Source organism: Myxococcus sp. MH1, from assembly GCF_059738865.1.
Window position 1 is genome coordinate 768,385 of the sequence record NZ_AP026947.1, and the last position, 24,103, is coordinate 792,487.

Annotated in this window: 21 protein-coding genes; 12 read left to right on the forward strand and 9 right to left on the reverse strand. The window is 71.3% G+C overall.

The features are described 5' to 3' along the window. The first annotated feature begins 2 nt into the window (after window positions 1-2). A complete protein-coding gene (locus AC6JA9_RS03180; protein WP_497959063.1) occupies window positions 3-707 on the forward strand; it encodes a hypothetical protein in 705 nt (234 codons plus the stop codon). Window positions 708-709: 2 nt separating this feature from the next. On the opposite strand, the gene AC6JA9_RS03185 is transcribed toward AC6JA9_RS03180, so the two are convergent. The 4 genes from AC6JA9_RS03185 to AC6JA9_RS03200 form a co-directional block, all read right to left on the reverse strand. Further along, window positions 710-2,092, reverse strand: coding sequence for a sensor histidine kinase (locus AC6JA9_RS03185; RefSeq protein ID WP_223782322.1), 1,383 nt, complete (start codon window positions 2,090-2,092; stop codon window positions 710-712). After that, complete coding sequence (locus AC6JA9_RS03190) at window positions 2,089-2,805, reverse strand: response regulator transcription factor (protein WP_223749858.1); 717 nt, start codon at window positions 2,803-2,805, stop codon at window positions 2,089-2,091. The genes AC6JA9_RS03185 and AC6JA9_RS03190 overlap by 4 nt, the downstream gene beginning before the upstream one ends. A gap of 25 nt (window positions 2,806-2,830) precedes the next feature. Then, window positions 2,831-4,264: a group II intron reverse transcriptase/maturase gene (gene ltrA, locus AC6JA9_RS03195; protein WP_408888341.1), complete on the reverse strand. Its 1,434-nt coding sequence runs from the start codon at window positions 4,262-4,264 to the stop codon at window positions 2,831-2,833. Between the two features lie 540 nt (window positions 4,265-4,804). Then, window positions 4,805-5,131 carry a hypothetical protein gene (locus tag AC6JA9_RS03200; protein WP_223782323.1) on the reverse strand — a complete coding sequence of 109 codons (327 nt, stop codon included), beginning with the start codon at window positions 5,129-5,131 and terminating at the stop codon, window positions 4,805-4,807. 286 nt (window positions 5,132-5,417) lie between these two features. Between AC6JA9_RS03200 and AC6JA9_RS03205 the strand changes: the two genes are divergently transcribed. From AC6JA9_RS03205 to AC6JA9_RS03215, 3 genes are read left to right on the forward strand one after another with little or no spacing between them, the layout of a single operon-like run. After that, window positions 5,418-5,771 carry a hypothetical protein gene (locus AC6JA9_RS03205; protein ID WP_497959064.1) on the forward strand — a complete coding sequence of 118 codons (354 nt, stop codon included), beginning with the start codon at window positions 5,418-5,420 and terminating at the stop codon, window positions 5,769-5,771. An 11-nt stretch (window positions 5,772-5,782) separates the two neighbouring features. After that, window positions 5,783-6,004 (forward strand): beta-helix domain-containing protein, encoded by a 222-nt coding sequence (locus AC6JA9_RS03210; protein ID WP_223782324.1) that lies wholly within the window; start codon window positions 5,783-5,785, stop codon window positions 6,002-6,004. Between the two features lie 34 nt (window positions 6,005-6,038). After that, on the forward strand, window positions 6,039-6,338 hold the full coding sequence (locus AC6JA9_RS03215; protein WP_223782325.1) for a hypothetical protein: 300 nt from the start codon (window positions 6,039-6,041) through the stop codon (window positions 6,336-6,338). Between the two features lie 13 nt (window positions 6,339-6,351). Here the strand turns inward: AC6JA9_RS03215 and AC6JA9_RS03220 are convergent, their stop codons facing one another. Continuing rightward, entirely contained in the window at window positions 6,352-7,581 is a 1,230-nt protein-coding gene (locus AC6JA9_RS03220; RefSeq protein WP_408888279.1) for an alpha/beta hydrolase family protein, read from the reverse strand. Between the two features lie 156 nt (window positions 7,582-7,737). Further along, window positions 7,738-8,625 (reverse strand): zinc metalloprotease, encoded by an 888-nt coding sequence (locus tag AC6JA9_RS03225; protein ID WP_223749861.1) that lies wholly within the window; start codon window positions 8,623-8,625, stop codon window positions 7,738-7,740. Between the two features lie 315 nt (window positions 8,626-8,940). Here AC6JA9_RS03225 and AC6JA9_RS03230 point away from each other — a divergent pair, with 315 nt between their 5' ends. The 4 genes from AC6JA9_RS03230 (at window position 8,941) to AC6JA9_RS03245 (ending at window position 13,042) form a co-directional block, all read left to right on the forward strand. Beyond that, on the forward strand, window positions 8,941-9,606 hold the full coding sequence (locus AC6JA9_RS03230; RefSeq protein WP_223749862.1) for a DUF4142 domain-containing protein: 666 nt from the start codon (window positions 8,941-8,943) through the stop codon (window positions 9,604-9,606). Between the two features lie 155 nt (window positions 9,607-9,761). Continuing rightward, entirely contained in the window at window positions 9,762-10,742 is a 981-nt protein-coding gene (locus AC6JA9_RS03235; protein WP_223749863.1) for a hypothetical protein, read from the forward strand. Between the two features lie 24 nt (window positions 10,743-10,766). Continuing rightward, entirely contained in the window at window positions 10,767-11,519 is a 753-nt protein-coding gene (locus AC6JA9_RS03240; RefSeq protein WP_408888278.1) for an ATP-binding cassette domain-containing protein, read from the forward strand. Then, entirely contained in the window at window positions 11,516-13,042 is a 1,527-nt protein-coding gene (locus AC6JA9_RS03245) for an ABC transporter permease/substrate-binding protein (RefSeq protein ID WP_497959065.1), read from the forward strand. The genes AC6JA9_RS03240 and AC6JA9_RS03245 overlap by 4 nt, the downstream gene beginning before the upstream one ends. Window positions 13,043-13,046: 4 nt before the next feature. Here AC6JA9_RS03245 and AC6JA9_RS03250 read toward each other — a convergent pair whose 3' ends face one another. Further along, window positions 13,047-14,021 carry a COX15/CtaA family protein gene (locus AC6JA9_RS03250; RefSeq protein ID WP_223749866.1) on the reverse strand — a complete coding sequence of 325 codons (975 nt, stop codon included), beginning with the start codon at window positions 14,019-14,021 and terminating at the stop codon, window positions 13,047-13,049. Window positions 14,022-14,549: 528 nt separating this feature from the next. Then, window positions 14,550-17,495 (reverse strand): sigma 54-interacting transcriptional regulator, encoded by a 2,946-nt coding sequence (locus AC6JA9_RS03255; protein WP_497959066.1) that lies wholly within the window; start codon window positions 17,493-17,495, stop codon window positions 14,550-14,552. A 192-nt stretch (window positions 17,496-17,687) separates the two neighbouring features. Between AC6JA9_RS03255 and AC6JA9_RS03260 the strand changes: the two genes are divergently transcribed. Beyond that, window positions 17,688-18,698: a hypothetical protein gene (locus AC6JA9_RS03260; RefSeq protein ID WP_223749868.1), complete on the forward strand. Its 1,011-nt coding sequence runs from the start codon at window positions 17,688-17,690 to the stop codon at window positions 18,696-18,698. Window positions 18,699-18,702: 4 nt separating this feature from the next. On the opposite strand, the gene AC6JA9_RS03265 is transcribed toward AC6JA9_RS03260, so the two are convergent. Continuing rightward, window positions 18,703-20,112, reverse strand: coding sequence for an NAD-dependent succinate-semialdehyde dehydrogenase (locus tag AC6JA9_RS03265; protein WP_408888274.1), 1,410 nt, complete (start codon window positions 20,110-20,112; stop codon window positions 18,703-18,705). Window positions 20,113-20,247: 135 nt separating this feature from the next. Between AC6JA9_RS03265 and AC6JA9_RS03270 the strand changes: the two genes are divergently transcribed. The 3 genes from AC6JA9_RS03270 to AC6JA9_RS03280 all read left to right on the forward strand — a co-directional run bounded on the left by AC6JA9_RS03270 (window position 20,248) and on the right by AC6JA9_RS03280 (window position 24,096). Next, a complete protein-coding gene (locus AC6JA9_RS03270; RefSeq protein ID WP_267698294.1) occupies window positions 20,248-21,981 on the forward strand; it encodes a sigma 54-interacting transcriptional regulator in 1,734 nt (577 codons plus the stop codon). Between the two features lie 217 nt (window positions 21,982-22,198). Continuing rightward, window positions 22,199-22,936: a Dickkopf N-terminal cysteine-rich domain-containing protein gene (locus AC6JA9_RS03275; protein WP_141331118.1), complete on the forward strand. Its 738-nt coding sequence runs from the start codon at window positions 22,199-22,201 to the stop codon at window positions 22,934-22,936. A gap of 107 nt (window positions 22,937-23,043) precedes the next feature. Continuing rightward, window positions 23,044-24,096, forward strand: coding sequence for a hypothetical protein (locus AC6JA9_RS03280; RefSeq protein ID WP_223749871.1), 1,053 nt, complete (start codon window positions 23,044-23,046; stop codon window positions 24,094-24,096). Window positions 24,097-24,103 lie beyond the last annotated feature (7 nt).

The following is a 24,103-nucleotide window of genomic DNA, read 5'->3' on the forward strand; positions in this document are numbered from 1 at the left end:
GAATGGATGCGAAGACGTTGGACGGGATGGGTCGGGAAGTGTCCTTCGAAGAGCTCGCTGAGCGCTTCAAGGGCCACGACATGCGGGACTGGCTGCTGGAGAACCGCACGCTGGTGAGCGAGGAGCCCAGGCCTCGGCTCCTCGAGGGCGGCCTCCACGTGGACCACGACCTGACGACGGGGGATGGGCCGTGGGTGCTGGTCATCGACGGTGACCTGGTGACGACCGGTGACCTCGTCTGCACGACGGACGACTACGCGGTCAGCACGTTGTTCATCACGGGCCAGCTCCAGGCCCGCAACATCCGCTTCGAGAGCAGCGCGCGCGTGTCGGTGGACGGTGACGTCGTGGCGTCCGGAGTCATCGTCGGCACGGGGGGTGACTCGGAAGCGAGCCTGGGCACGAGCAGCACGCTCACCGCGAGGGCCGTGGTGCTCGACTCGAACACGGCCATCTGGGCCAAGGCCGGCAAGCCTCGCTCGGTGCCCGAGGCCTACCGCGCGCTCATCGTGGGAGGCAAGGGCTGGCAGTCCTTCACACCGGACGTCGACGTCGGCGACCCGTCGCATCACCCGCAGACCTTCGTCCCCGAGGTCATCCGGGGCGGGGTCCTGGATGCGTACAAGACCTGGTCCCATGTGCGGACGGGCGGCGGCCCGTTCCTCCCCGAGGTCGAACAGGCGCTGAGGCATAAGAAGGGTCTCTGACCTCAGGCCGCGGATTGGAGGCCCGGCGACTTCGGAAACACGAGCGTCGCGCGGGTGCCCTTCTCGGCGGCGTGCTGGAACGACAGCGTGCCGCCGTGCGCCTCGACGATGCGGCGCACCAGCGTGAGCCCCAGCCCGACGCCGCCTGTCTCCCGCGCGCGGCTGCGGTCCGTGCGGAAGAAGGGCGTGGTGAGCTGAGGCAGGTCCGTGGCGCTCACGCCGATGCCCCGGTCCTCGACCTCCATCCGCACCGTGTCCCCGTCCTCGGCGGCCCGCAGCGTCACGGCGCTCCCCGGCTCCGAGTACTTGCGCGCGTTGTCGAGCAGGTTGTGGAGCGCGCGTCGCACCAGCACCGGGTCCACCTCCAGCGTGGGCAGCGTCTCGGGCAGCTCCAGCGCGAGCGGGCACTCGGGCGCGGTGCGCTGGAAGCGCTCGGCGGTGTCCCTCAGGAAGTCCGGCAGGGACACGCTCACCCGCTGGACGCGCGGCCCGGGCTGTCCCGCCTGGTTCGTCTCCAGGTCCAGCCGCGCCATCTGCATCACCCCGTCGACCAGCTGCTGGAGCTCGCCGATGTCCCGACGCAGCTCCGGGAGTCGGGTCGCCAGCTCCTCGGGCTGACCGTCCTCGACCAGGTCCAGCGTCACGCCCAGGCGTGCCAGGGGCGTGCGCAGCTCGTGGGAGACGTTGGCCATCAGCTCCTTCTGTCCCCGGATGAGGGCCTCCTTGCGCGCCGCCATCTCATCGAAGGCGTGGCCCAGCATCGCCACCTCGTTGCGTCCCTTCAGGTTCGCGCGCGCGGACAGTCGACCCTGGCCGAACTCGCCCACCACCTTCGTCAGCCGCTCCAGCGGAGACGCGATGGCGCGCGCGAGCGGAATCGACAGCAGCGCGAGCACCAGCAGGACGACGGTCACCACGAGCCCGAGGAACATGTAGCTGCGCCGGGTCGCGGAGGCCTCGCGGAGCATGTAGCCATCCAACGTGGAGCCTCGCCACGTGAGCGTCACCCAGAACAGGGTCCCCTCGCGTGTAATCCAGCTGTAGCCCAGCCGGATGGTCTGCCACTCGGTTTCATCGAGCATGCGCGGGGGAGGATTCGCCGTGCTCCGCCGCAACCGCCCCTGGACGTCGAACAGGGTGATGTGGTGCCCATGCTCCGCGACGATGGACTGCATCAGCGGCTGGAGCTCGGGAGCATCCGTCGGCGCGAGCTTCACCACCTGCTCCAGCTTGTGGTCCAGCTCCTTGATGCGTCCGCCGCCCTGGGCCTCGATGGCCTCGGCGACGATGGCCAGGGCGATGACGGAGCCCCCCAGCATCAGCAGGCCATACAGGTAGATGCGCCAGAACATCCGGCGCGGGCGCAGCTGCTCGGAGAGCTTCATGACTCCTCACCCTGCTCCAGCACGTACCCCACGCCGCGCACCGTCTTGAGCATGCGCGGGTTGCGCGCGTCGTCCCCCAGCTTCTGGCGCAGCCGGGACACGTGCACGTCGATGGCCCGGTCCACGGGGCCGTCAGGGTCGCCGCCCTTCGCCAGCTCCAGCAGCTGCTCCCGGGACAGCACCCGGCCCGCCCGCTCGGCGAGCCCCAAGAGCAGCGTGAACTCGTGCCGCGTGAGCGACAGCGCCTGTCCGTGCAGCGAGGCCCGCATGGCGCTCCGGCTCAGCGAGAGGCCACCCACGCGGACCACGTCGCGCGTGGGGCCCAGGTGCCCCCGGCTGCGGCGCACCAGGGCCTGGATGCGCGCGAGCAGCTCCCGCGAGGAGAAGGGCTTGGGCAGATAGTCATCCGCGCCCAGCTCCAGCCCCATCACCCGGTCCGCCTCCTCGCCGCGCGCGGTGAGCATGAGGATGGGGACCGCCGAGCGCTCCCGCAGCTCCCGGCACACGGTGAGCCCGTCCTTCCGGGGCAGCATGATGTCGATGAGGATGGCGTCGAACGCGCGGCGCGAGGCCTCCACCAGCCCCTGCTCCCCGTCCCGCGCGAGGCAGGTCTTCACGCCCTGGCGCTCCAGGTACTCGGCGGTGAGCCGCGCCAGGTGCGCGTCGTCCTCGATGAGGAGCACTTCGATGGCGGAGGCGGGTGACGAGGCCATTGGTAGATGGGTGGCGCGGTACCGGTCAGCGGCCCGTTTCCACCCGCCTCCTTTCAAACCGTACGTGCGGTTTTCCCGCATACGGCTTAACGAGAGTGTTGTCGTGCAGCATGCACGGTTTCGGGTAACGAATCGTCCCACGCAATCGGTGGAGCCCCTGTCCCCAGAACCATTCCCGATTCCACTCGTGAGCCTGTCCGGCTCGCAGGTTCCTTCCCCTGCGCTTCACCATGAACTGGTGCAGCCGCCTGCACACGTAGGAGTCGAGCTGATTGAACTTCCGGGCTGCATTCCCGCTGCGGAAGTAGTTGCCCCACCCTCGCAGCACCGGATTCAGGTCGGCGATGATGACTCGCACGTCCTTCACCCCGTACCGCTGACGACTCGTCAGCTCCTTCACCCGGGCCCTCACCCGCTTCATGCTCCGCGCTGACGGCCATCTGTGCAGGTAGTAGCGCTTGAGGCCACGCTCCTCCAGCAGCTTGCCCGACATGCGTTGATGCAGGTGACAGCCCAGGAAGTCGAAGCCTTCCTTGCCCTCGGTGAGTTCCACTCGCCGCGTCTTCTCCGGATGCAGTCGTAGCTTCAGCCTCTCGAAGATGATTCGCACTCTTCGTTCAGCCTCCTCGACAGCTTCGCGGCTTTTGCACAGCACCACGAAGTCATCCGCGTAGCGCACCAGCTCGCCTACCCGCGCGCACTGCCGCTGCCACACGCTGTCGAAGACGTGCAGGTAGATGTTGGAGAGCAACGGAGAAACCACTCCGCCCTGCGGCGTCCCCGAGACCGTCTCGGAGTACCGGCCCTCTTCTACCACTCCCGCACTCAGCCACTGCCTCAGCAGCTTGAGCACCCTGCGGTCCGACACCCGTCGCTCCACCCGCTCCATCAGCAGCTCATGCTCGATGCTGCCGAAGTAATCGCGGATATCCGCGTCGAGCACGTGGCGACATCCGGCATTGACTACCTCCCGGATGCGCTCCAGGGCCTGCAACGCGCTTCGGCGAGGCCGGAAGCCATACGAGGACGGCAGGAAGTCCGCCTCGAATACCGGCTCCAGCACCAACTTCACCGCCATCTGCACGATGCGGTCCTTCACCGTCGGAATGCCCAGCGGCCTTCGCTTCCCGTCCGCCTTGGGGATGTACCGCCTCAGTACCGCGGGCGGCCTGTACGCTCCTGCTCGCAGCACCTCGCCCAGCTCCTCTACCAGCCGCTGCGCGCCGTACCGCTCCACCGCCGCCAGCGTGACTCCATCCACGCCAGCCGCGCCCTTGTTGCGTCGAACCCGCTCCCACGCTTCCCACAGGACGTCACTCCGGTGGACTCGGTCATACAGCGCATGGAAACGGCGCTCCTTGCACCGCTTGGCTGCCACGAAGAGCTTGCGCTGGAGTCGTCGAACTTTGTCGGTGGACTCTGGTCCACCGGGGAGATTGGAGCCGCCGTGGCGGCTCATGCCCTCGCTCTTACCTCCCACCCAAGCACCACTCAAGCAGGGGCCCTTCCCTCCGGGCGCGTTGTCCTGCACGCCCCTCATCGGTACTACGGCCCCCTCGGACTCCCGCTGCACTCCCCTCGCTTTCGCCTTCGGCTTATACGCGGGGCCCTGCCGCGACGACGGCTGCGCAGTCGGGTCTCTCCTGTTCCCCACCACTCCTTGAACACGTGCCGCGCCCCATACCCCGGGGAGTTCCGCTGCTTCACACCCGGACTCGTCCGCAGCGGACCTGGCCTTCACCGTGACATGCTCGGCTCGGCTCTCCCATTGTGTCTCTGTCGAGGCGGCAGGCTTCACTTCATGTTGCGGCCCGTGCTCTTGCTCCCTCCCTGTCGGAGGCTTTTGACGCCCCGCTGTAGCCTGCCGCCTCTCGGCGACCGGCTGGGGCCTGCTACCGGGCACTCCGGTGTCTACCCGGACGGGACTCTCACCCGCAGGTCTGGTGGAGCATGGACGTGCTCCTCTTTCTCGTCCTTCAGGACGCACCATGGGTCCAGTCTAGTTCCGCTCGGCGCGAGCGCCCGAGGTCAGCAGCTGCTCCACCCACGCCCGGGGATGCAGCCTGCGCAACTGCCACACGCTCCCGTCCACCAGCCACTGCCCCCACTGCGCCGGGCTCGAGGGGCGGCGCCACAGGTCGACCAGGGCCGCGTGGTGCACGGACAGGTCCGTCAGCGGGGAGCGGGACACCGCTTCGGTCCAGGCATCGGCGCGAGGGCGCTCCCGCAGGACGGCATACGTCGACGTCGCCACCAGCAGGCAGGCGGCGGGGGCCAGGAGCACGGCGCGGGACACATCGGTACGGCAGGTCTGACACAGGGACATCGCGAACCCCCAGGAACCTTCGGACCGCTCGGGATGGTGCGTACTCAAGACGCGCGATGTCGCGTGGGTATGTGGCGAATGTAAACGATTGTAACGACGGGACGGGCACACCCTGTCTCCGGATGGGAATTGGCGCGTCGGAGCGGATGGGCCCTGGTCGCGCGCAGAGGGGCAGTCCATCCGTCTTGGGGAAGGCGACATGCCAGCCCATCCGCTTCGAGTCTCGCGAGTCGGGCAGGCCGTGGGGCGGGTTGCTCCTCGGCGCGGGAGGTTCGGCGCGGCTGGCATGGGGGGTGTTCTCGGGGGGCGGGGCACCCGAGGCGGCGCAGGCCACGGTGCGGGTGACTGCGGGCGCGGAGCTGCCCGGTCCCCGCCGCTGTTCGTCCTGCACGTCACCATCGAGAGTTCGCAGGGACCCGGCATCGTACTCAACGGCACGGCGGGGTTCGCGGAGGGCTCCTCGGACCTGACCATCCGGGGCGCGGGGAACGAGGCGCGGCCCCATCCGATGATGGTCAATCCCAACGCCCTGGAGACGCTGCCCGCGGGGACTTATACGGGCAACGTGGAGGACACCGTCTACGTGGGGCCGTCCATCGCGTCGTCGTCGGTGTACTACCCGGGGCGGACGCGACGTTGAGGGATTTGGGGGTGCCGTATCGGCTGGAGGGGCTCCAGGTGGGTGGGCCGGACGCGCCCGCGAAGCTCACCATCGAGGCGGGCGTGGAACTGCGCTTCGAGCCGGAGACGCTGCTGCGCGTGGTCGACGCTAGCAGCACGCTCGTCGCGGCGGGCACGGCGGCGAAGCCCATCGTCTTCACGTCGGCGCGGGAGCAACCCGTCCGCGGGCGCCTGGGCGGGCATCGCCTTTGACGAGCTGAACCCGGAGTCCTGGCTGGAGTCCGTGGTGGTGCGCTACGCGGGCGGGCCGTGCCAGTGCTCGGGGTTCGGGTGCAACGACCTGCCGGACTCGTTCGACGTCAGCTCGGCCATCCTGGTGTTCAAGGAGTCCGTGGCGCCGTTCATCGCGAACGCGCGCATCGAGGACAGCGCGGGGCACGGCATCCTGCGCGGGTGGGATGGCGCGGACGTCGACCTCGCGGCGAGCACCACGTTCGCGCGCATCGCGGGGTGCACGCAGACGGCGCCGAAGGACGCGGGCGGCCGCTGCCCCTCGGAGCCGCCCGCCTGCCCGCGCAGTCCGTGACGGAGGGCCGGGCTCAGGGGCAGGGCGTGCCGGGGTCCGCGTACTGGCAGCGGTCCGCGTACGGGTACGTGTAGGCGTGGCAGGCGGTGGGCAGCGGCACGGTGCGGCTCGCGAGGAGCGGGCGCACCTGCCGGCCCCGACACGCGAGCCAGGTGCCCTGGCTCCGGTCCGCCCCGAAGGCCACGTCCCGGGCGGCGGTGTCACCGGTGAAGGCGTAGACGGCGAGCGCATGCAGGGGGCGCCAGACGGCCTGGCGGTCCTGGCTGTTGAGGACGTTCTCCGGGTTCTGGGTGAGGCTCGCGCGGGACATCGGCACGGTGTGCGTGGCGTTGAGCCCGCAGCCACACGCGTCGCTCACCACCGTGTGCCACGCGCGCTCCAGCCCCGTGGGCAACTTGTTCCAGAGGTCCTGGACGGCCGTCGCGTGGTCGTTGACCTCGTCGTCCGCGTACACCTGGATGACGGCGCGCACGTCGGGCGGCAGCGTCGCGTAGTCGCGGCCCCACGAGTACCAGGGGGCCATCGAGAAGAGGAACCGCCCGTTGCTTCCCCAGCCACGGTCGACGAAGCCCCGGCGCGCCATGTCCGGTGTCGCGGCGCCGCCGTAGCTGTGACCGAAGAACCCCACGCGCGTCAGGTCGAAGCGGCCCTGCTGCTGGGCGACGGCGGCGAGGAAGCCCTGCCACAGACAGTCGTAGCGGGCTTCGTTCGGACGCTCGACGTCCGGGGTGAGCGGGTAGGGGACGAAGACCACGGCGTAGCCCTGGCTCGCGAGCATCTGGAACAGCTCGGCGTACAGGTCCGCGTCCGTTGCGCCGAACGCGTGCGAGAAGAAGAGCACGGGAACGGAGGTGAGCCCCGTCGGGCGATAGGTGATGACCTGTCCGCGTGCCACCGGGTGCGGATTGGCCACGCGCTCCACGGTGACGGCGTGGGGGCCAGGGACGCCCCAGTCGCTCACCGCGGTGACGAGTGTCCCGGGCTGCGGCTCGACACAGGGCGTGGGGAAGGGAAGGGTGGAGCAGACGCCCGCGGTGATGTCCTCGCCCTCCGTTCCGGCGTCAGCGGTGGGGTCCACGGGCGTGCCGCCGTCCGTGGGGAGGCCTCCATCCTCCGGGAGGCCGGCATCCGGGCCCGTGAGGACGACCTCGTCGGGAGGAGGGCCCTCCGAGCCATCCGCTGACGAGGAACACGCCGAGACGAGGGACACACCGAGGAGGGCAAGCAGGCGAAGGCGGGACATGTCGGGGCTCCGGATGTCCCCATCAACCCGCGTGCACCCGATTGGTTACATGCGACCCGGAGGAATCGCACGCAACCCGACACGACGACGCCGGAGCCTCCCCATGGGAGACCCCGGCGTCGGGTCCGACAGGCTGTCCGTCGAACGTCGTCGCGACTAGCGGTACGCCGCCGCCATGTCGTCGGCGCGCGTGACCTGGCCGGCGCTGAAGGTGTTCATGCAGCTGTCGTCGGTGTAGTCCATGAAGTTGGTGATGGGGTCCAGACCGCCACCCGAGCAGGTGTCGCGGCCGGTGGGGCAGCCGTACGCCGGCGAGGCCTCGGCCGGGGTGTCGCTCACGCTGTCGCCCGTGGCGGTGCAGCCGCCCTGGAACGTGTGGTACAGGCCCAGCCAGTGGCCGACCTCGTGCGTGCCCGTGTCACCCTCGTTGTAGGGCGCCGCCGTGCCGCCGGGGACGCTGCTGTAGAGGATGACCACGCCGTCCTGCTGCGGGTTGGACGCGTAGCTGGAGGGGAACGTCGCCCAGCCGAGCAGCCCGCCGCTCAGGTTCGCGGAGTAGATGTTGAGGCTCTCCTTGCCACCCTGGCGCAGGGCCTTCTTCATGGCGCGCTCGTTGGCGCTGCCGCTCTTGAGCGCGTACCACTTGGAGTTCGTGGTGCGGGTGATGCCCTGCAGCACGAAGCGGAACGGCGTGTTCTGGTAGGCCGCGTTCAGCACCGCCATCTGCGCGTTGATCTGCGACTCGGGGATGTCACCGTTCGCGATGCCCGTGCCCTTGTTGACGACGTGGAAGTACGTCGGCACCGTCACCGAGCCCACCGCGCGCAGCTGGCTCTTGCGCGAGGCCAGGAACGCGTCGATGGCCTGACGCTCCTCCGTCGACGGCTCCTCCGCCGCGCAGCCGCGGTGCGCCGCGACCTGCTCCGTGGTGTCCGCCGGGGCCTCCGCCTCCGGAGCCTCGTCTCCGCGACACGCGGCCAGGCTCAACAGTGCACCCGCGACCACGGCCAGACGACCATTCCTCTTCGCGACGCTGCCAATCATTGTCAACTCCAGGGAAGTTGGTGATTCATTGGATACTCGAATGATTCAACCAGAGTCAATCCCTGCCCAGGCGGAAGCTCATGCGGGCCGGTGTGTGAGACATGGATGCACCATTGGGAAATCTGTATGTAAAATGTCTTTAATTGGCGCGAAAATACCCGGAGAGCGGCCACGGGAAATCGACAGCGCCCGGAGCGGGAGCGTCGGGCGGCGCACGCGGGCGCGGGGCCCGGGGGAGGGGCTGACGAGCGGGCGTCGTTTGCCGGGGCGCGGGGGCCGGACCACTTTCGGGCAATCCCTGTCCAGGAGGACGGCATGGCTCGAAGGATTCGTGGTGGTGGGGTGGCGGCCCTGGCGGCGGCCCTGGTGTTCGGCTCGATGACGGGCTCCGCGCTCGCGGACGACGCGAAGAAGGACCGCAAGGAGCAGAAGCGCATCGGTGAGGCCGTGGCCGAGAAGGAGCTGTATGTCGGCAAGCTGGCGCTCTTCGATGCCAAGCAGATTGCCCTGGGCAATCTGGCGTTGGAGAAGACCCAGGACGAGCAGGTGCGCACGTTCGCCCAGAAGCTGGTGGATGACCACAAGCAGCACCTGTCGGGCCTGAAGGCGTGGGCGGACAGCAAGCAGATCGAGGTGGCCACCATCGACCTGAACCAGCCCGCGTCCGGCACGGGCGGCTCCGGCGCGATGCAGGAGGGCTACGACAAGAAGATGGAAGGCGTCGACGAGCGCCTGAACAAGGCCATCACCGAGGCCGAGAAGGACCTGGACAAGCTGCGCGAGAAGAGCGGGAAGGACTTCGACAAGGACTTCCTGTCGCGCGTCGCCGATGACGGCAAGAAGGGCCAGGACATGGTGGCCGATGGCATGAAGAAGTACGAGACCGACGCCGCCTTCAGCGAGCTCTTGCGCCGCACGCGCCAGGGCATCGCGAGCAACGAGCGGCAGGCCAAGGAGATGGAGAAGGCCCTCCGCCGCTAGGACTCGCGCGCTCGACGCATGACAGCACCCGCGCGGTGACCCGGTGCTTCCGGCGTCACCGCGCGGTGTCGTCTCGGGGAGGCGCTGTGTGCGCCGCTGGGCGCCTTTCGCGCTCCCGGGTTGACGCGGTGGGCGGTGGGTGTTTATCCCGACGCATGGCGAATGCCTGGAAGTGGGTAGCTGCCTGGTGGTGTGTCGTCCTGTGCTCGTGCGCGACGTCCGCGCCCCAGGTCCCGCCTGTCCCGCCGGAGGGCGCCACGCCCGTGGGGCCGTTCCTGCCGGCGGCGCGCGCGCTCTTCGCGGGGTGCACGCCGGTGCCCGACGGCCCCACGTCGCGTGTCTATCAGTGTGGCGACTCCACGGTGTGGCTCGTCGAGCGCAAGGCCGTGACGTCCGAGCGTGTGCTGGCGCTGGCCCGGGCCCGGCTGGTGGAGCGGCTGGGCGAGCGCGTGGTGGTGGCGGAGGGCGCGCTGCCGTTGGCGGACCGCTCGTGGCCCGCGGCTCGCTTCGCGGTGTGTGACGCGGAAGGGGGAGGCACGGAGGCCTCGACGCCCTGCCGCGCGGGCGGCTACCTGGTGTCCGTGGCGGGGCCGCTCGGCCGGCAGCGGGAGCTGGGCTGCGTGGCGAAGAACAACGCCCAGCCAGCGGTGGCGCGCTGCCTGGAGCTGTTCGAGTACCTCGCGGCGAAGGGCAATCCCGAGGGGGAGCTGCTCGACGAGCAGGCGATGTTGCTGCCGCCGCGCCTGCCCTGGCGCTCGCTGGCGGTGCCCGAGAAGTGTCAGCCCTCCGAGTCCACCAGCCGCGCGGGACGCATCCGCTGCGACGACGCGTCCTTCGTGTGGAGCGTGTATCGGCCCGCGCGCACCGAGGTCACGGTCCGCTGGAGGGACCAGAGCGTGTCGGAGCTGCGCGCCGCCCTGCCCGGCGCCGGGCCCGTGAAGGAGGTGGCCTGCCTGCTGGAGCAGCAGCCCGCGCGGTGCCTGCGCTTCACCGCGCCCACGTCACGCGGGCCCCTGGTCGTCTGGGCGGGGGCGACACACTGGGATGACCGCGCGGTGTTCGCGGCGTGCAGCTTCCTCGAGTCCGAGGAGCCCGCGTTCCCCGCAGTCTGCAATGGCGCCTTCTCCGTCCCCTGAACGCAGCGAGGAAGGAGTCCGCCCGTGTACGCGTTGCAGCAGGTCTCCAAGCGCTTCGGTGACACCCTCGCGCTGGACGCGGTGACGCTCACGCTCCAGCCGGGGCGGACCACGGCGCTGCTCGGGCCGAGCGGCTGCGGGAAGTCCACGCTGGTGCGCCTGCTCAACGGGCTGCTGCGTCCGGACACGGGGCAGGTGCTGTACGCGGGACAGCCGCTGCCCACGGACGAGAAGGCCTTGCTCGCGCTGCGCCACCGCGTGGGCTACGCGCTCCAGGGCGGGGGACTCTTTCCTCATCTCACGGGTGAGGAGAACGTCGTGCTGATGGCCCGGCATCTGCGCTGGCCGGAGGCGCGCATCCGGGAGCGCCAGGCGTTGCTGGTGGAGCTGACGCGGTTCCCACCCGAGGCGCTCGCGCGCTACCCGGCGCAGCTGTCGGGAGGACAGCGGCAGCGCGTGGCGTTGATGCGCGCGTTGATGCTGGACCCGGAGGTGCTGCTGCTCGACGAGCCGCTGGGCGCTTTGGACCCGCTGGTGCGGCATGAGCTCCAGGCGGACCTGCGCGCCATCTTCGCGCGGCTCGGCAAGACGGTGGTGCTGGTGACGCATGACCTGGCGGAGGCGGGGTTCCTCGGGGATGACATCGTGCTGATGCGGGACGGGCGCGTGGTGCAACAGGGCTCGCTGACGGAGTTAGAGACCCAGCCCCAGGACACGTTCGTCACGCGCTTCATCCAGGCCCAGCGGCTGCCTCCCGGGGGAGGCGTCACCGGATGAGCGCTCGCGCGAGGTGGACCTTGCTGGTGCTCGTGCTGTCGATGGGGGCCTGTGCTCGCGCGTCGAGCACGCCGGAGGGCACGGCGTCCGTGCGCGTGGGCTCCAAGAAGTTCACCGAGTCCGTCATCCTCGGGGAGATGGTGACGCAGCTCGCGCGGAGCACGGGGGCGAGCGTGAGGCATCGGCGCGAGCTCGGCGGCACCGCGGTGCTCTGGGAGGCGCTCAAGCGGGGCGAGCTGGATGTGTATCCCGAGTACACCGGCACGCTGCGCCAGGAGCTGCTCTCCGGCCGCGCGCTGCCCGATGACGCGGCCCTGCGCGCCGCGCTCGCCGAGGTGGGCCTGCGCATGAGCAAGCCCCTGGGCTTCAACAACACCTATGCCCTGGGCATGAAGGAGGCGGAGGCCGAGCGGCTGGGCATCCGCCGCATCTCGGATTTGCGCGAGCACCCGGAGCTGCGCTTCGGCTTCAGCAACGAGTTCATGGAGCGCGCCGACGGGTGGCCCGCGCTGAGAGACACGTACAAGCTCCCGCAGCGCGACGTGCGCGGCCTGGACCATGACCTCGCGTACCGGGGACTGGAGGCCAGCTCCGTGCAGGTGACGGACCTGTACTCCACGGACGCCGAAATCGCGGCCTACGGCCTGCGGGTCCTCGAGGACGACGCGCGCCACTTCCCCGCCTACGACGCCGTGCTGCTCTATCGCGAGGACCTGGAGTCGCGCGCCCCCGACGCCCTCGCGGCCGTGCTGCGCCTGCAGGGCAGCCTCTCGGAAGACGCGATGGTGAAGCTCAACGCCCGCGCCCGACTGGAGCGCGTGCCCGAGCCGCGGGTGGCCTCCGACTTCCTCGCCGCGAAGCTGGGCGTCTCCACCGAGGTCCACGGCGAGGGGCTCGTGTCGCGCGTGCTGCGCCGCACCCGCGAGCACCTGTTCCTCGTCGGCGTGTCGCTCCTGGCCGCGCTCGCGCTCGCCATCCCGCTGGGTGTGCTCGCCGCGCGCAGCCCTCGGCTGGGGCAGGGCGTGCTGGGGCTCGCCGGCATCATCCAGACGATTCCCTCGCTGGCGCTGCTGGTGGTGATGATTCCGCTGCTGGGCATCGGCTCGCGACCGGCCATCGCCGCGCTGTTCCTCTACAGCCTGCTGCCCATCGTCCGGAACACCACCGCGGGCCTCACGGGAATCCCGCTGGAGGTTCGCGAGTCCGCGGACGCGCTCGGCCTGCCTCCGCGCGCCAGGCTCTGGCGCATCGACCTGCCCATGGCCTCGCCCTCCATCCTCGCGGGCATCCAGACGGCCGCCGTCATCAACGTGGGCACCGCCACGCTGGGCGCGCTCGTCGGCGCGGGAGGCTACGGGCAGCCCATCCTCACCGGCATCCGGCTGGACGACACCCGCCTCATCCTGGAGGGCGCCGTCCCCGCCGCCGTGCTGGCCCTGCTCGTCAGCGGCCTGTTCGAGGCCCTGGGCCGCGCGCTCATCCCCAAGGGGCTGCGCCTGCGCGCCGAGTCGGAGTCACGCTGACGCCTCAGGCGGCCGAGGCGTGCGTCGGCACCGGCTCCGACACCCGCTCCGCGCGGGGCGCGTCCTTCGACAGGCCCGCCGCGCACAGCCGCACCACCGTCATCCACACGAAGTCCGCCAGCAGCAGATGCACCAGCTGCAGCCACACCGGCGCGAGCAGCACCACGTTGACGAGCCCCGCCCCCAGCTGCAGGACGTAGAGGCCGGTGAGCAGCATCGCGGACTGCTTCACCTCCGGCGACGGCCGCAGCCGCGACATCCACCGCCCCACGTACACCAGCGCCGCGCCCATCAGCACCGCGATGATGGGGTGATAGATGCGCCGGCGCACGAAGAGGTGGGCCTGGTCGTTCGCGTGCTGCGCCAGCCCCTCCGCCAGCGTCTCCGAGGGGAACAGCGTGTCCCCCAGCGCCGCCACCGCGCCGCTCACGCCCAGCAGCATCATCCCGGCCACGCACACGCCCACCAGCACGCCCACCCAGCCCTGGCCCCGGAAGGCCAGGCTCGCCCGGCCCTTCGAGAACCACACCACCAGCGTCTGCGCGCCCACCAACAGGAACGTGTTCACCAGGTGCACGCCCATCCACACCGCGCGGCCGACGGACGCATTGTCCGCCACGTACTGGAGCAGCACGATGCCGGCGCCCACCAGCGCCTCCGTCATCATGAAGAACAGCGCCCAGTTCGCCGCCTTGCGCACCGGGTGGCCCTTGGCGTGCGCCCGCATGGCCCACACGCTCAGGGCCACCGCGAGCAGCATCACCACGCCGCTGGTCAGCCGGTGGGTGTACTCGATGAGCGTCTGGACCGTCGGCTCGCGGGGCACCACCTGCCCGTTGCACACCGGCCAGTGGTCGCCACAGCCCGCCCCGGAGCCCGTGGCGCGCACGAAGGCGCCCCACAGAATCACCCCCAACGTGAAGACGAGCACGCCGAGGCTGAAGCGCTGGAACGAGCGGGTCGAGGCGGGATGAGTCATCGCGCTCCCCCCTTATCGCAACCGGGCTCCACCCGCCGCCCACGCACCCCATCCAGCGTCACCCCGCCCATCAGCCCGCCTGCTCGGCGCCTCCCTCGCTCGGCGCCGGGGCATATCCGGATAGGGCCCGCCGGATGTCCCACCCGGCCCATTGGATATGTCTGCTCCCTTTGACTACCTCATTGGATGATGTCCATTGGACACTTCCCTGCCCCTAAGGGCTGGCACGTAGAGTGCTTAGCGATCGCTCAGTGCGCGACGGACCTCTCCGGAGGCTGGCGACACACGGTTTGAACAGGTGACCACCCTCGGGCGGTCCCGGCACCCAGGGTCGAAGCTTCCCCCCTCTTGGGCCCATGGGTGTGTTCTTTGAGAGGCAACAGTCGGAAGCAGTACCGCGCTTCGGGCCGGGGTTCCCCCCCTCCCCGGCCCGGAGCGGACCTCTTCCGACGCGCGCCTCATGAGGTTCCCACAGGGGTGTGGGGAAACAGGGCGGGGCGCATCGCGGGTTGGGGTGGTTCCTCGACTTCAGCCCGCGATGCGCATCTGCTTTGCCCCCAGCACCGCCGGCAAGGGCCCGTACGCCATGGAGCGCTCGATGACGTTGCGCAGCTCGCGCACGTTGCCGGGCCACGGGTGGGCCATCAGCGCCTCCAGCGCGTCGGAGCCCAGCTGCGGTGGCGGCTGTCCCTCGGGCGTGAGCTGCCGCACGAAGTGCTGCGCCAGGGCCACCACGTCCTCGCGCCGCTCGCGCAGGGGCGGCACGCGCACCGGCACCACCTGGAGGCGGTAGTAGAGGTCCTCGCGGAAGCGGCCCTCGCGCACCAGCTGGCCCAGGTCCCGGTGCGTGGCGGCCACCACGCGCACGTCGACCTCCACCGGGCGCGTCTCGCCCAGGGGGAAGACCTCGCCGTTCTCCAGCACGCGCAGGAGCTTGGGCTGCACGTCCAGCGGCAGCTCGCCAATCTCATCCAGGAACAGGGTGCCGCCGTGGGCCGCGCGCAGCACGCCGGGGTGGTCCGTGGCCGCGCCGGTGAAGGCGCCCCTGCGGTAGCCGAAGAGCTGTCCCTCGAAGAGCTCCTTGGGGACGGCCGCGCAGTTGAACGCGACGTAGGGCCGCTGCGAGCGCGTGGAGAGCAGGTGCAGCGCCCGCGCGACGACCTCCTTGCCCGCGCCGGACTCGCCCGTGACGATGACGGTGGAGCGGCTGGCGGACAGGCGCGAGAGCTCCGCGCGCAGCCGCTTCATCGAGGGTGACGCGGCGATGAAGCCCGGCAGCTCCGTCTCGCGCCCGGGCTCCTCGGACGCGGGCTCGCTCGTGCCCGACACGCCCGCTTCCACCGCCGTGAAGCCGCGCAGCGTCGCCACCTCCAGCGCGAAGCCTCCCAGCCGGGACAGGAGCGTGAGCAGCGCGCGGCCATCCACCGGCAGCGGCCCCACGACGCCCAGCCGCAGCCTGCGTCCACACCCGTCGCCGAACTCCACCTCGTCCGTGGCCGGCCGCGCGTCCAGGCCCGCGAGCACCGTGACGCGGCCCTGCGAGTCCACCTCTTCCAGCCGGGGCGCGCAGCCGGGGAACAGGCCCTCCAGCACGCCGAGCAGCTCGCGCTGGATGAGCGGCGCGCCCATGCCGCGCACGGACAGCCGCTCGAAGGGCACCACCAGCGCCTCGGAGCCCAGGCGCGTCGTGGCCCCGGGCTCGGAGGCGGGGCTGCCCGAGCCGGCCGGGCGCGCCGTGGCGGGGATGAAGTTGGGCTGCGGCGCCATGCCGATGCGGCGCAGCTCCGCGTCGCTGGCGGCCAGCAGCTCGTCGGCGGCCGGGTCTCCCTCGTGCTTGCCCAGCCACGCCAGCAGGCTGCGCGTGAAGGCCGCCATGCACACGTCGCCGGAGAGGCGGAAGGTGCCCAGCGAGGCCTCGAGCAAATCCCTCGCCTCGCGCGTGCGGCCCTCGACGACCAGGAGCATGCCCTCGAAGCGGTGGAGCAGCGCGGAGTGCCACGCCGACGGCATCCGCTCCAGGAAGGCGCGCGTGCGGCGCAGCACCACCCGGCCTTCCTCCCGCTGCCCGGCGTAGGCGCGCGCGGCCGTCTCGTACAGCAGGCACTCACGGCGCAGGTAGGGCCAGCCGCCCAGCTCCATGCCGCGCGCTCCGGCGGCCGCGAAGCCCGCGGCGGCGCGCTGGGCGGTGCCCTCGCTCAGGTCCGCCATGGCCTCCACGAAGAGGGCGTACGCGCCGGTGAGCGAGCGCTGGATGTTGCCGTCGTACGAGGACAGGCGGGAGGCCAGTTTGCGCAGCTCCGCGGGCCGGTTCACCGTCAGCCACAGCTTCGCGCGCGTCACCGCGAGCTGCAGCGGCGTCCAGCTCAGCTCCTCCACCACCGCGTCGGCCTCGTCCAGCGCGGCCTCCGCCTCGGCGAAGCGCGCCAGGCGAATCAGCGCCTCCGCCTCCGCGCGCGCCGCGAAGATGAACGAGAAGCCGCGCGCCATGCGTCCGCCGTACGCGGCCTCGCGCGCGCGGCGCACCAGCAGCAGCGCCTCCTCCGGCTCGCACGCCTCGTCCAGCCGACGCTGCGCGAGGAAGGCGAGGTTGCGCGCCTCCAGGAACGCGTATCCCAGCCGCGCCGCGCCCTGGGCCACTTCACGGAAGCGGCGCGTGGCCTGCGTCGTCTCTCCGCGGATGGCCTCCTCGTGCGCGCACACGTCCTCGGCGAGCAGCCGCAGCGCCGGGTCCGTCACGTGGGCGAGCGCCTCCGCCACGCGCCCCGAGTAGCGCGCCACCCGCTCCGTCTCGCCCAGGTAGAAGGCGCCCGCCGTCTGCGCCATGCGCAAGAGGCAGCGCGCGTCCGAGTCCGGTTCCTCGACCAGCAGCGCCTCCGCGCGGGCCACGTGCGCGTCACTCTTCACGGCGTCGAACAGCTTCCCATCCGGCGACGCGTAGAGGTTCGCCGCGAGCGCGTGCACCTGCAGCTCCACGCCCCGCGGCAACAGGCCCATCTCCGCCTCGCCCAGGTGCGGCAGCAGCGTGGCGAGCGCGCCCCGGCTGTCCTCGCGTCCCCAGCGCTGCAGGTGGGACAGCCCCACCGCGGCGAGCGCCCTCGCGCCCGGGGTCCGCAGCACGCCCGACGCCAGGAGCGTGAGCAGCTCCTCCTCCGCCGCGCGCCACTCGGCCCGCTTCAGTCGGTCCAGAGCAGGCTGCAGCCGCTGGCTCTCCTCGGGGCGCAGCTCCTGGCGGGACAGGGAGGGCAGCCGAGCGCCCGTGAGCCCGCCACCCTGCAGCTGCTTGAGCGCCTGCGCCACCCGACCTCGGGGACGCCGCGCCTGGGGCGCGTCTTCCGGCAGCTCCCAGCGATACACCGTCAGGGGGGTGACTCCCAGCATCCGGGCGAAGGCAGCACGACTCTGGCCCCCACGCAGCGCGCGGATGGCCTCGGGGCTCAGCTCCCCGCCTTCCCCCTTTTCCTCGATGCTCTCCACGACACCGAACCCCTTGTGCCCCCCGCGAACACAATCTCATGGGCCTTTTCCAGGGGGAATGCAAACGATTGAGCATTTCCCCGGATTACCCACGAGTATCACCCGTCTCGACTCGGTGCGGGGGAGCACGAAGCGCCCAACATGATGTGGGATTCACCTCCCCGATGGCGGGGGAGGTCGTTATCGTATCGCGTGCCCCGAGCCTCCGAGCCACCTCCTCCGAGCGCGCCTCCCCGCCAGCAGGACGAGCGCCTGCGCCGTCTGGAGGACGCCTTGTCGGAGGGCCAGGCCCGCGAGGACGCGGCGGTGGAGGCGTGGGTGCGCAAGACGGGGCGCCTGCCTCCCCGGAAGGTCCGCCGGCAGTGGGAGAAGCAGTGGCGCAAGGAGGCCCGGCGGGACGCGCGCAAGGCGACGCGGCCCCGCTCACGGCGGCGCTCCTCGAACGCCTCCAGGGACCCGGTCAAGGCGGCGGCCTTCATCGCGCCGGCGATCGTGTGCCTGCTCATCGCCATGGGACAGCCCCGTCGGCTGTGGTGGCTCGTCTTCGTTGCGCTGGGACTCTTCCTGGCGTCGGCGAAGTACCTGAGGCGCCCCACGGAAGAAGAGGAGGCGCAGGCCACCGGGCTCGGGGTGAAGCCCGCCACGTCCGCCGAGCCCGTGGACCCCAAGGTGGCGCGCGTGGACGCGGTGTGCGCGAAGCTGCTGGCGGAGCTGGCCCAGGGGCCCGCGGTGCTGCGCGAGGTGGTGCACGCCCCCGAGCGCACGGTGGAGGCGCTGCGCCAGGGCTGTCACGCGCTGGCGAGCCGGGAGCGGACGCTGCGCGCGCTGGCCACACCCGAGGAGGCGAGCCGGCTGGAGGAGGAGCACCGCGCGCTGTCCGCGAGGGTGGCGACGGAGCAGGACGCGGTGGTGCGTGAGCGGCTCCAGGGCGCGCTGTCCGCGCTCGAGTCGCAGCGTCAGCAGCGCGCGGAGCTGTCCACGGCGGCGGACCGGCTGGAGGCCGAGTACACGCGGCTGTTCTACACGCTGGAGGGCCTCTACGCGCAGGTGCTGCGGGTGCGCACGGCGGACGCGTCCGGCGAGGACGTCGCCGGACTGGGTCTGCGCCAGAGCGTGGAGCAGCTCGGCGCCGAGGTGGAGGCCGTGACGGAGGCGCTGGAGGAGGTCCACCGCCCGCCGGACGGCCGGGTGCGCACGCGCTGAAGCGCTACTCGCTGAGCGCGCCGCCGCGAGCCGCAGGCGCGTCCCCACCGGTCGCGACGCGCACCGTCTTCGCGTTGAGGAACTCGTGGATGCCCAGGTCCGCGAGCTCGCGCCCGTGGCCGGAGTTCTTCACCCCGCCGAAGGGCAGCCGCGCGTCGGACACCACCATCTGGTTGACGAACACCATGCCGGACTCGATGCCGTCGATGAAGCGGCGCTCTTCGCCCGCATCGCGCGTCCACACGCTGGCGCCCAGGCCGAAGGGCGTGGCGTTGGCCAGCTCCACCGCGTGCTCCACGTCGCGCGCACGCAAGAGCGTGGCCACCGGGCCGAACAGCTCGTCATGGAACGCGGGCGCGGAGGGCGGCGGGTCCGCGAGCACGGTGGGCGGATAGAAGTTGCCGGGCCGCTCCAGCGGCTTGCCGCCGAGGAGCAGCCTCGCGCCGGCCTTCACGCTCGCCTCCACCTGCGCGTGCAGGCCCTGGAGGATGCCCTGCGTGGCCAGCGGGCCCAGGTCCGTCTTCGGGTCCATGGGGTCGCCCACGGTGACCTTCTTCAAACGCTCGACGAAGCGGCGCTCGAACTCGGCGGCGATGGGCTCGGCGACGATGAAGCGCTTGGCGGCGATGCAGGACTGGCCGTTGTTGATGAGGCGCGCGGACGCGGCCGTCTCCACCGCCTTGTCCAGGTCCGCGCTGGGCATGACGATGAACGGGTCGCTCCCGCCCAGCTCCAGCACCACCTTCTTGAGCGACTTGCCCGCGGACTGGCCCACCGCGCGGCCCGCGCCCTCGCTGCCGGTGAGCGTCACCGCGCGCACGCGGGCGTCCTCGATGACGCGGTTGACGTCGGCGGTCTCGATGAGGAGCGTCTGGAACGCGCCCTTCGGGAAGCCCGCGTCCAGGAACAGCGTCTCCAGCGCGAGCGCGCACTGGGGCACGTTGTGCGCGTGCTTGAGCAGGCCCACGTTGCCCGCCATCAGCGCGGGCGCGGCGAAGCGCACCACCTGCCAGAAGGGGAAGTTCCACGGCATGATGGCCAGCACGGGCCCCAAGGGTTGGTAGCGCACGAAGGCGGTGTCTCCGCCCACGTCGATGGGCCGGTCCTTGAGCAGCCCCTCCGCCTTGGCCACGTAGTAGCGGCACGCCGTCGCGCACTTCCTCGCCTCGGCCTTGGCGGCCTCCAGCGGCTTGCCCATCTCCTCGGTCATGATGCGGCCGTAGTGGTCCGCCCCCGCGTCCAGCAGCTCCGCGGCGCGGCGCATCCAGCGGGCGCGCTCGGCGAAGGGCGTCTGGCGGTACGCGCGGAACGTGTCCGAGGCGAGCTGGAGCCTCGACTCCAGCTGCTCCGGAGTGAGGGCGTCGAACGTGCGCAGCGTCTTGCCGGACGTCGGGTCGATGGTGGCGATGGCCATGGGAGGCTCCTTGCGGGAGCGCGGTGATAGCAGTCGGGCGCGCGTGCACAATGCCCGGTGGTGGCCAGCGTCAGGGCCCGCACGCGCCGGGGCCCCCGTGTTCCTGATATGCGACACATGTCGCCCGCGTCCGCCATGCCCCAATTCCTCGTCCTGCCCGACGGCCACCGCCTCCCCCTGGACAAGCCCGTCCTCTCCCTGGGCTCCGACGCCACGTGCGACGTGGTGCTCACGGGCACGGGCGTGAAGCCGAGCCACGCGCTGCTGTTTCGCGACGCGCGCGGCTGGAGCGTGTCCCCGGCGGGGCGCGGCTGTGATGTGCGGGTGAAGGGGCGGCGCGTGGACCTGGCGCCGCTGGAGCCCGGCGACCGCATCCGCCTGGGCACGGTGGAGGTGGAGCTGGTCGAGATGGGGGAGGGGCGCGCGGAGGGCTCGCGGACGCCCGAGCCCCGGCGCCTGGTGGCGGTGATGGCGGAGCTGTCCTCGCGGCTGCTCGCGCAGCGGCCACCGTTGGAGTTGCTCGACGTGGCGATGCGGGGCCTCGCCGACGTGGTGGGCGCGGACGTGGGCTTCCTGGTCGCGGCGGACTCGAGTCAGGGGCCCCGGCGCGTGTTGTTCGCCACCGGCGCGAAGGCCGACGCTGGGGTGGTGGACAGCCTGGTGGACCGGGTGCTGACGTCGGGCGCGCCCGTGCTCGTGGCGGACGTGGCGGCGGACGCGGCCTTGGCGAGGGCTCCGAGCCTGGAGGCGCTGCGCTTGGGCTCCGCGCTGGTGGTGCCGCTGCGCGTGGAGGTGGTGCCGTTGTCGGTGGTGTACCTGGGGCGCAAGCTCGGCGCGCCCGCTTTCACCTCGGCGGACCTGGAGGAGGCGCTGGCGCTCTGCGCGATGACGGCGCTGCTGCTGTCGACGCGGCGCGAGCTGACGGAGCTGCGCTCGCGCGTGGAGGGGCTCACTCGGCGCATCGAGGCGGCGACGTTCGAGGGGCTCATCGGCGAGTCCCCGGCGATGCGCGCGCTGTATCGCCAGGTGGAGCGGCTGGGCCCCACGCCGCTCAACGTGCTCATCCAGGGAGAGACGGGCACGGGCAAGGAGCTGGTGGCCCGCGCGCTCCATCGCCGCGGAGGGCGTCCGGGGCGGCTGGTGGCCATCAACTGCGCGGCGCTGCCGGAGAGCCTCATCGAGCGCGAGCTGTTCGGCCACGCGCGCGGCGCCTTCACCGGCGCGGGCGCGGAGCGGGCGGGGCTGGTGGAGGCGGCCGACGGAGGCACGCTGTTCCTGGATGAGATTGGCGACATGCCGCTGTCGCTCCAGACGCGCCTGTTGCGCGTGGTGCAGGAGCGCGAGGTGACGCGGCTGGGGGAGCACACGCCGCGCAAGGTGGACGTGCGGGTCGTCTCCGCGACGCACGTGCCGCTGGAGGAGGCGGTGCGCAAGGGCACCTTCCGCGCGGACCTGCGCTACCGGCTGGAGGAGGTGCGCGTGGACGTGCCGCCCCTGCGCGAGCGCGGTGACGACGTGCTCCTGCTCACGCACCACGTGCTGACGCAGGAGTCGCGCAAGGCGCGGGGCCTCACCCAGAAGGCCATGGAGGCGCTGCGAGGCCATCCGTTCCCCGGCAACGTGCGCGAGCTGGTGTCGCGCGTGCGGCGCGCGGCGGTGCTGGCCACGGACGAGCTGCTGCGCCCCGAGGACCTGGAACTGGGCGCGGAGGACGGGCCCATGGTTCCGCTGGAGGAGGCGCGCGAGGCCTTCGTCCAGCGCTACGTGCGTGAGGCGATTGCCCGCTGTGGCGGCAGCAAGAAGGACGCGGCGGCGGCGCTGGGCATCGGCCTGCGCTCACTGTTCCGCTACCTGGGCGAGGGGGACTGACACGCCGCCTCCTCGGGAGGCCCTGTCCGCGTGCCAGTCCTGGCACGTTTCCCCCGTCGCTGCGCGGCTGTGAGCGCCGTTCTTCGCGCAACCCCTCGGAATCGCGGGGCTTCGCACTCGCATGAGCCCGCGGCACGGCGGTTGCGATGGGGCCTGGCCATACGCCGCTGACGGAAAGGGCCGGCGCGCGGCGAGAACGACCTTCACGGAGACGAACATGAAGCGATGGCTGATGGCGCTGTTCCTGGCGGTGGTGGTGACGGGCTGTGGCAGCACGAGCGAGGACGACGACAAGAACCCGAACAACCCCGACCCGAACGACCAGGAGAAGATGCTCTGCAGCGCGAGCAAGGCCTGTCCCTCCGGGCAGTTCTGCTTCAACGGCTTGTGTGCGCTGGGCTGCCAGTCGAACGCGAACTGCGCGGCGGACCAGTACTGCGACACCGAGGACACGGGCGCGCTGGCCTCGTACTGCAAGAACAAGAAGGTGCCGACGTGCACCTCCGACACCCAGTGCCTGAGCAACCAGACCTGCATCGAGGGCCTGTGCAGCCTGCGTCCGCCCGCGAACCCGCCCACGTGCGACCCGAACACGTCCGACTTCAAGGATGGCTGCGACACCTACTCGGTGTGCATGGACCCGGATGACGACGGGGCGCGCCAGCCGTACTGCGCCAGCTTCGCGCCGTGCGCCGAGGACGGGGCCTGCCCGGTGGGCCTGGGCGGCGCGGTGTGCAACGACGGCTACTTGTCGAACAAGGGCCGCTTCTGCATGCAGGGCCTCTGCCGCGACAACTCCAACTGCCCCTCGGAGTGGAGCTGCGTGAAGCCCTTCACGGGCTCGGTCATCGGCTTCTGCAGCCCGGGCGCCTTCGGCTTCCCGTGCCAGGAGAACTCGCAGTGCAAGAGCGGCCAGTGCTTCGGCGCGCCGGGCTTCATGGGCACCTGCATGTAGCAGGGCGCTGAAGTCGGTCCTCGTGCTTCCAGGGAGCACGAGGGCCGTGCCTCGCGGGGGCTCGCGCTCCCGCGGGGATTTGCGCGTAGAGTGGCGAGGCCTTGTTGATGCGTCGCTTCCTTTCCTGCTGTGGGCTGGTCGTGCTCGTGCTGCTGTTCGCGCCGGGCTGTCCTCTCGACATCCGTGTCCGCTGTGACGAGTCACACGCCTGCGCCTCGAACGAGGTCTGCGTGCGGGGAGGCTGTGAGCCTCGGGCCGTGGAGCGGGTGGGGGAGGACTGTGACGGGGACTCGGAATGCGGCCCCGGGCTCACCTGCGGCCTGGGCTTTCCGGGGGGGTACTGCCTGCTCGAGTGCTCCGCCGACGCGCCATGTCCCTCGGGCACCGTGTGCGCGAAGGACCTGGGGGTCTGCCTGCTCGGGTGCGGCGAGGACTGCTACCGCCCGGGCTACGGCTGTGGCCCGGTGCCCGACTCCTCGGGACTGCTGAACGCCTGCGTGCCCGTCGCGACGCAGGCGGATGGGGGTGGCTCGGACGGCGGCGGTGGCGCGGATGGGGGTGGCGGCCTGGATGCCGGGTGCACGACCGCGGTTTGCGAGGCGCCGGACGCGGGCTGCTCGGGTCCGACGTGTGGTTCGTCGGATGGGGGCTGCGCGGCCACGGTGGGGATGGGGGGCGCGTGTACTCGCGCCTGTGAGTGCCTGGAGGCAGCCGCGGCCTGCGTGGAAGGGCGGTGCGCGGAGACGTGCACGTCCGACTTCACGTGCCGGGATGGGCGACGTTGCAACAACGACGAATGCGAGGTGGGGCCCCGGTTGGGTGAGGCCTGCAAGGACCCGTTCGACTGCGCGGACACCGCGAGGTGCCGTCCGGAGCGGCCCCGGTGCGAGGAGTCCTGCAACCCGAACGCGGGAGGCGGCATCTGTCCCGCGGGCTACCAGTGCGCGTTGGATGGGCTGTGTGTGCGGGAGTGCACGGGAATCCCTGAATCGACGGGGGAAGTCTGTGAGAACTCGTGGGACTGCGCGACGTGCGCGGTGTGCCTGAGCTCGGGGGCGGAGTCGCGGTGTCGGCGCACCTGTCGGCTGGACAGGGACTGCCCCGGGGGTGCTGTGGGAGCGTGCGAGCAGGTGGGCGAGACGAAGGCCTGCCGGCTGTAGCACTTGG

What these genes read in the sequence shown, in the direction of transcription:
- AC6JA9_RS03205 (WP_497959064.1), top strand. Translation starts at nt 5,418, where the DNA reads ATGGGGGGTGTTCTCGGGGGGCGGGGCACCCGAGGCGGCGCAGGCCAC.
- AC6JA9_RS03235 (WP_223749863.1), top strand. Translation starts at nt 9,762, where the DNA reads ATGGCGAATGCCTGGAAGTGGGTAGCTGCCTGGTGGTGTGTCGTCCTG.
- AC6JA9_RS03200 (WP_223782323.1), bottom strand. Translation starts at nt 5,131, where the DNA reads ATGTCCCTGTGTCAGACCTGCCGTACCGATGTGTCCCGCGCCGTGCTC.
- AC6JA9_RS03185 (WP_223782322.1), bottom strand. Translation starts at nt 2,092, where the DNA reads ATGAAGCTCTCCGAGCAGCTGCGCCCGCGCCGGATGTTCTGGCGCATC.
- AC6JA9_RS03190 (WP_223749858.1), bottom strand. Translation starts at nt 2,805, where the DNA reads ATGGCCTCGTCACCCGCCTCCGCCATCGAAGTGCTCCTCATCGAGGAC.
- AC6JA9_RS03265 (WP_408888274.1), bottom strand. Translation starts at nt 20,112, where the DNA reads ATGGCCATCGCCACCATCGACCCGACGTCCGGCAAGACGCTGCGCACG.
- AC6JA9_RS03220 (WP_408888279.1), bottom strand. Translation starts at nt 7,581, where the DNA reads ATGTCCCGCCTTCGCCTGCTTGCCCTCCTCGGTGTGTCCCTCGTCTCG.
- AC6JA9_RS03225 (WP_223749861.1), bottom strand. Translation starts at nt 8,625, where the DNA reads ATGATTGGCAGCGTCGCGAAGAGGAATGGTCGTCTGGCCGTGGTCGCG.
- AC6JA9_RS03250 (WP_223749866.1), bottom strand. Translation starts at nt 14,021, where the DNA reads ATGACTCATCCCGCCTCGACCCGCTCGTTCCAGCGCTTCAGCCTCGGC.
- AC6JA9_RS03245 (WP_497959065.1), top strand. Translation starts at nt 11,516, where the DNA reads ATGAGCGCTCGCGCGAGGTGGACCTTGCTGGTGCTCGTGCTGTCGATG.
- AC6JA9_RS03280 (WP_223749871.1), top strand. Translation starts at nt 23,044, where the DNA reads ATGCGTCGCTTCCTTTCCTGCTGTGGGCTGGTCGTGCTCGTGCTGCTG.
- AC6JA9_RS03270 (WP_267698294.1), top strand. Translation starts at nt 20,248, where the DNA reads ATGCCCCAATTCCTCGTCCTGCCCGACGGCCACCGCCTCCCCCTGGAC.
- AC6JA9_RS03180 (WP_497959063.1), top strand. Translation starts at nt 3, where the DNA reads ATGGATGCGAAGACGTTGGACGGGATGGGTCGGGAAGTGTCCTTCGAA.
- ltrA (WP_408888341.1), bottom strand. Translation starts at nt 4,264, where the DNA reads ATGAGCCGCCACGGCGGCTCCAATCTCCCCGGTGGACCAGAGTCCACC.
- AC6JA9_RS03230 (WP_223749862.1), top strand. Translation starts at nt 8,941, where the DNA reads ATGGCTCGAAGGATTCGTGGTGGTGGGGTGGCGGCCCTGGCGGCGGCC.
- AC6JA9_RS03275 (WP_141331118.1), top strand. Translation starts at nt 22,199, where the DNA reads ATGAAGCGATGGCTGATGGCGCTGTTCCTGGCGGTGGTGGTGACGGGC.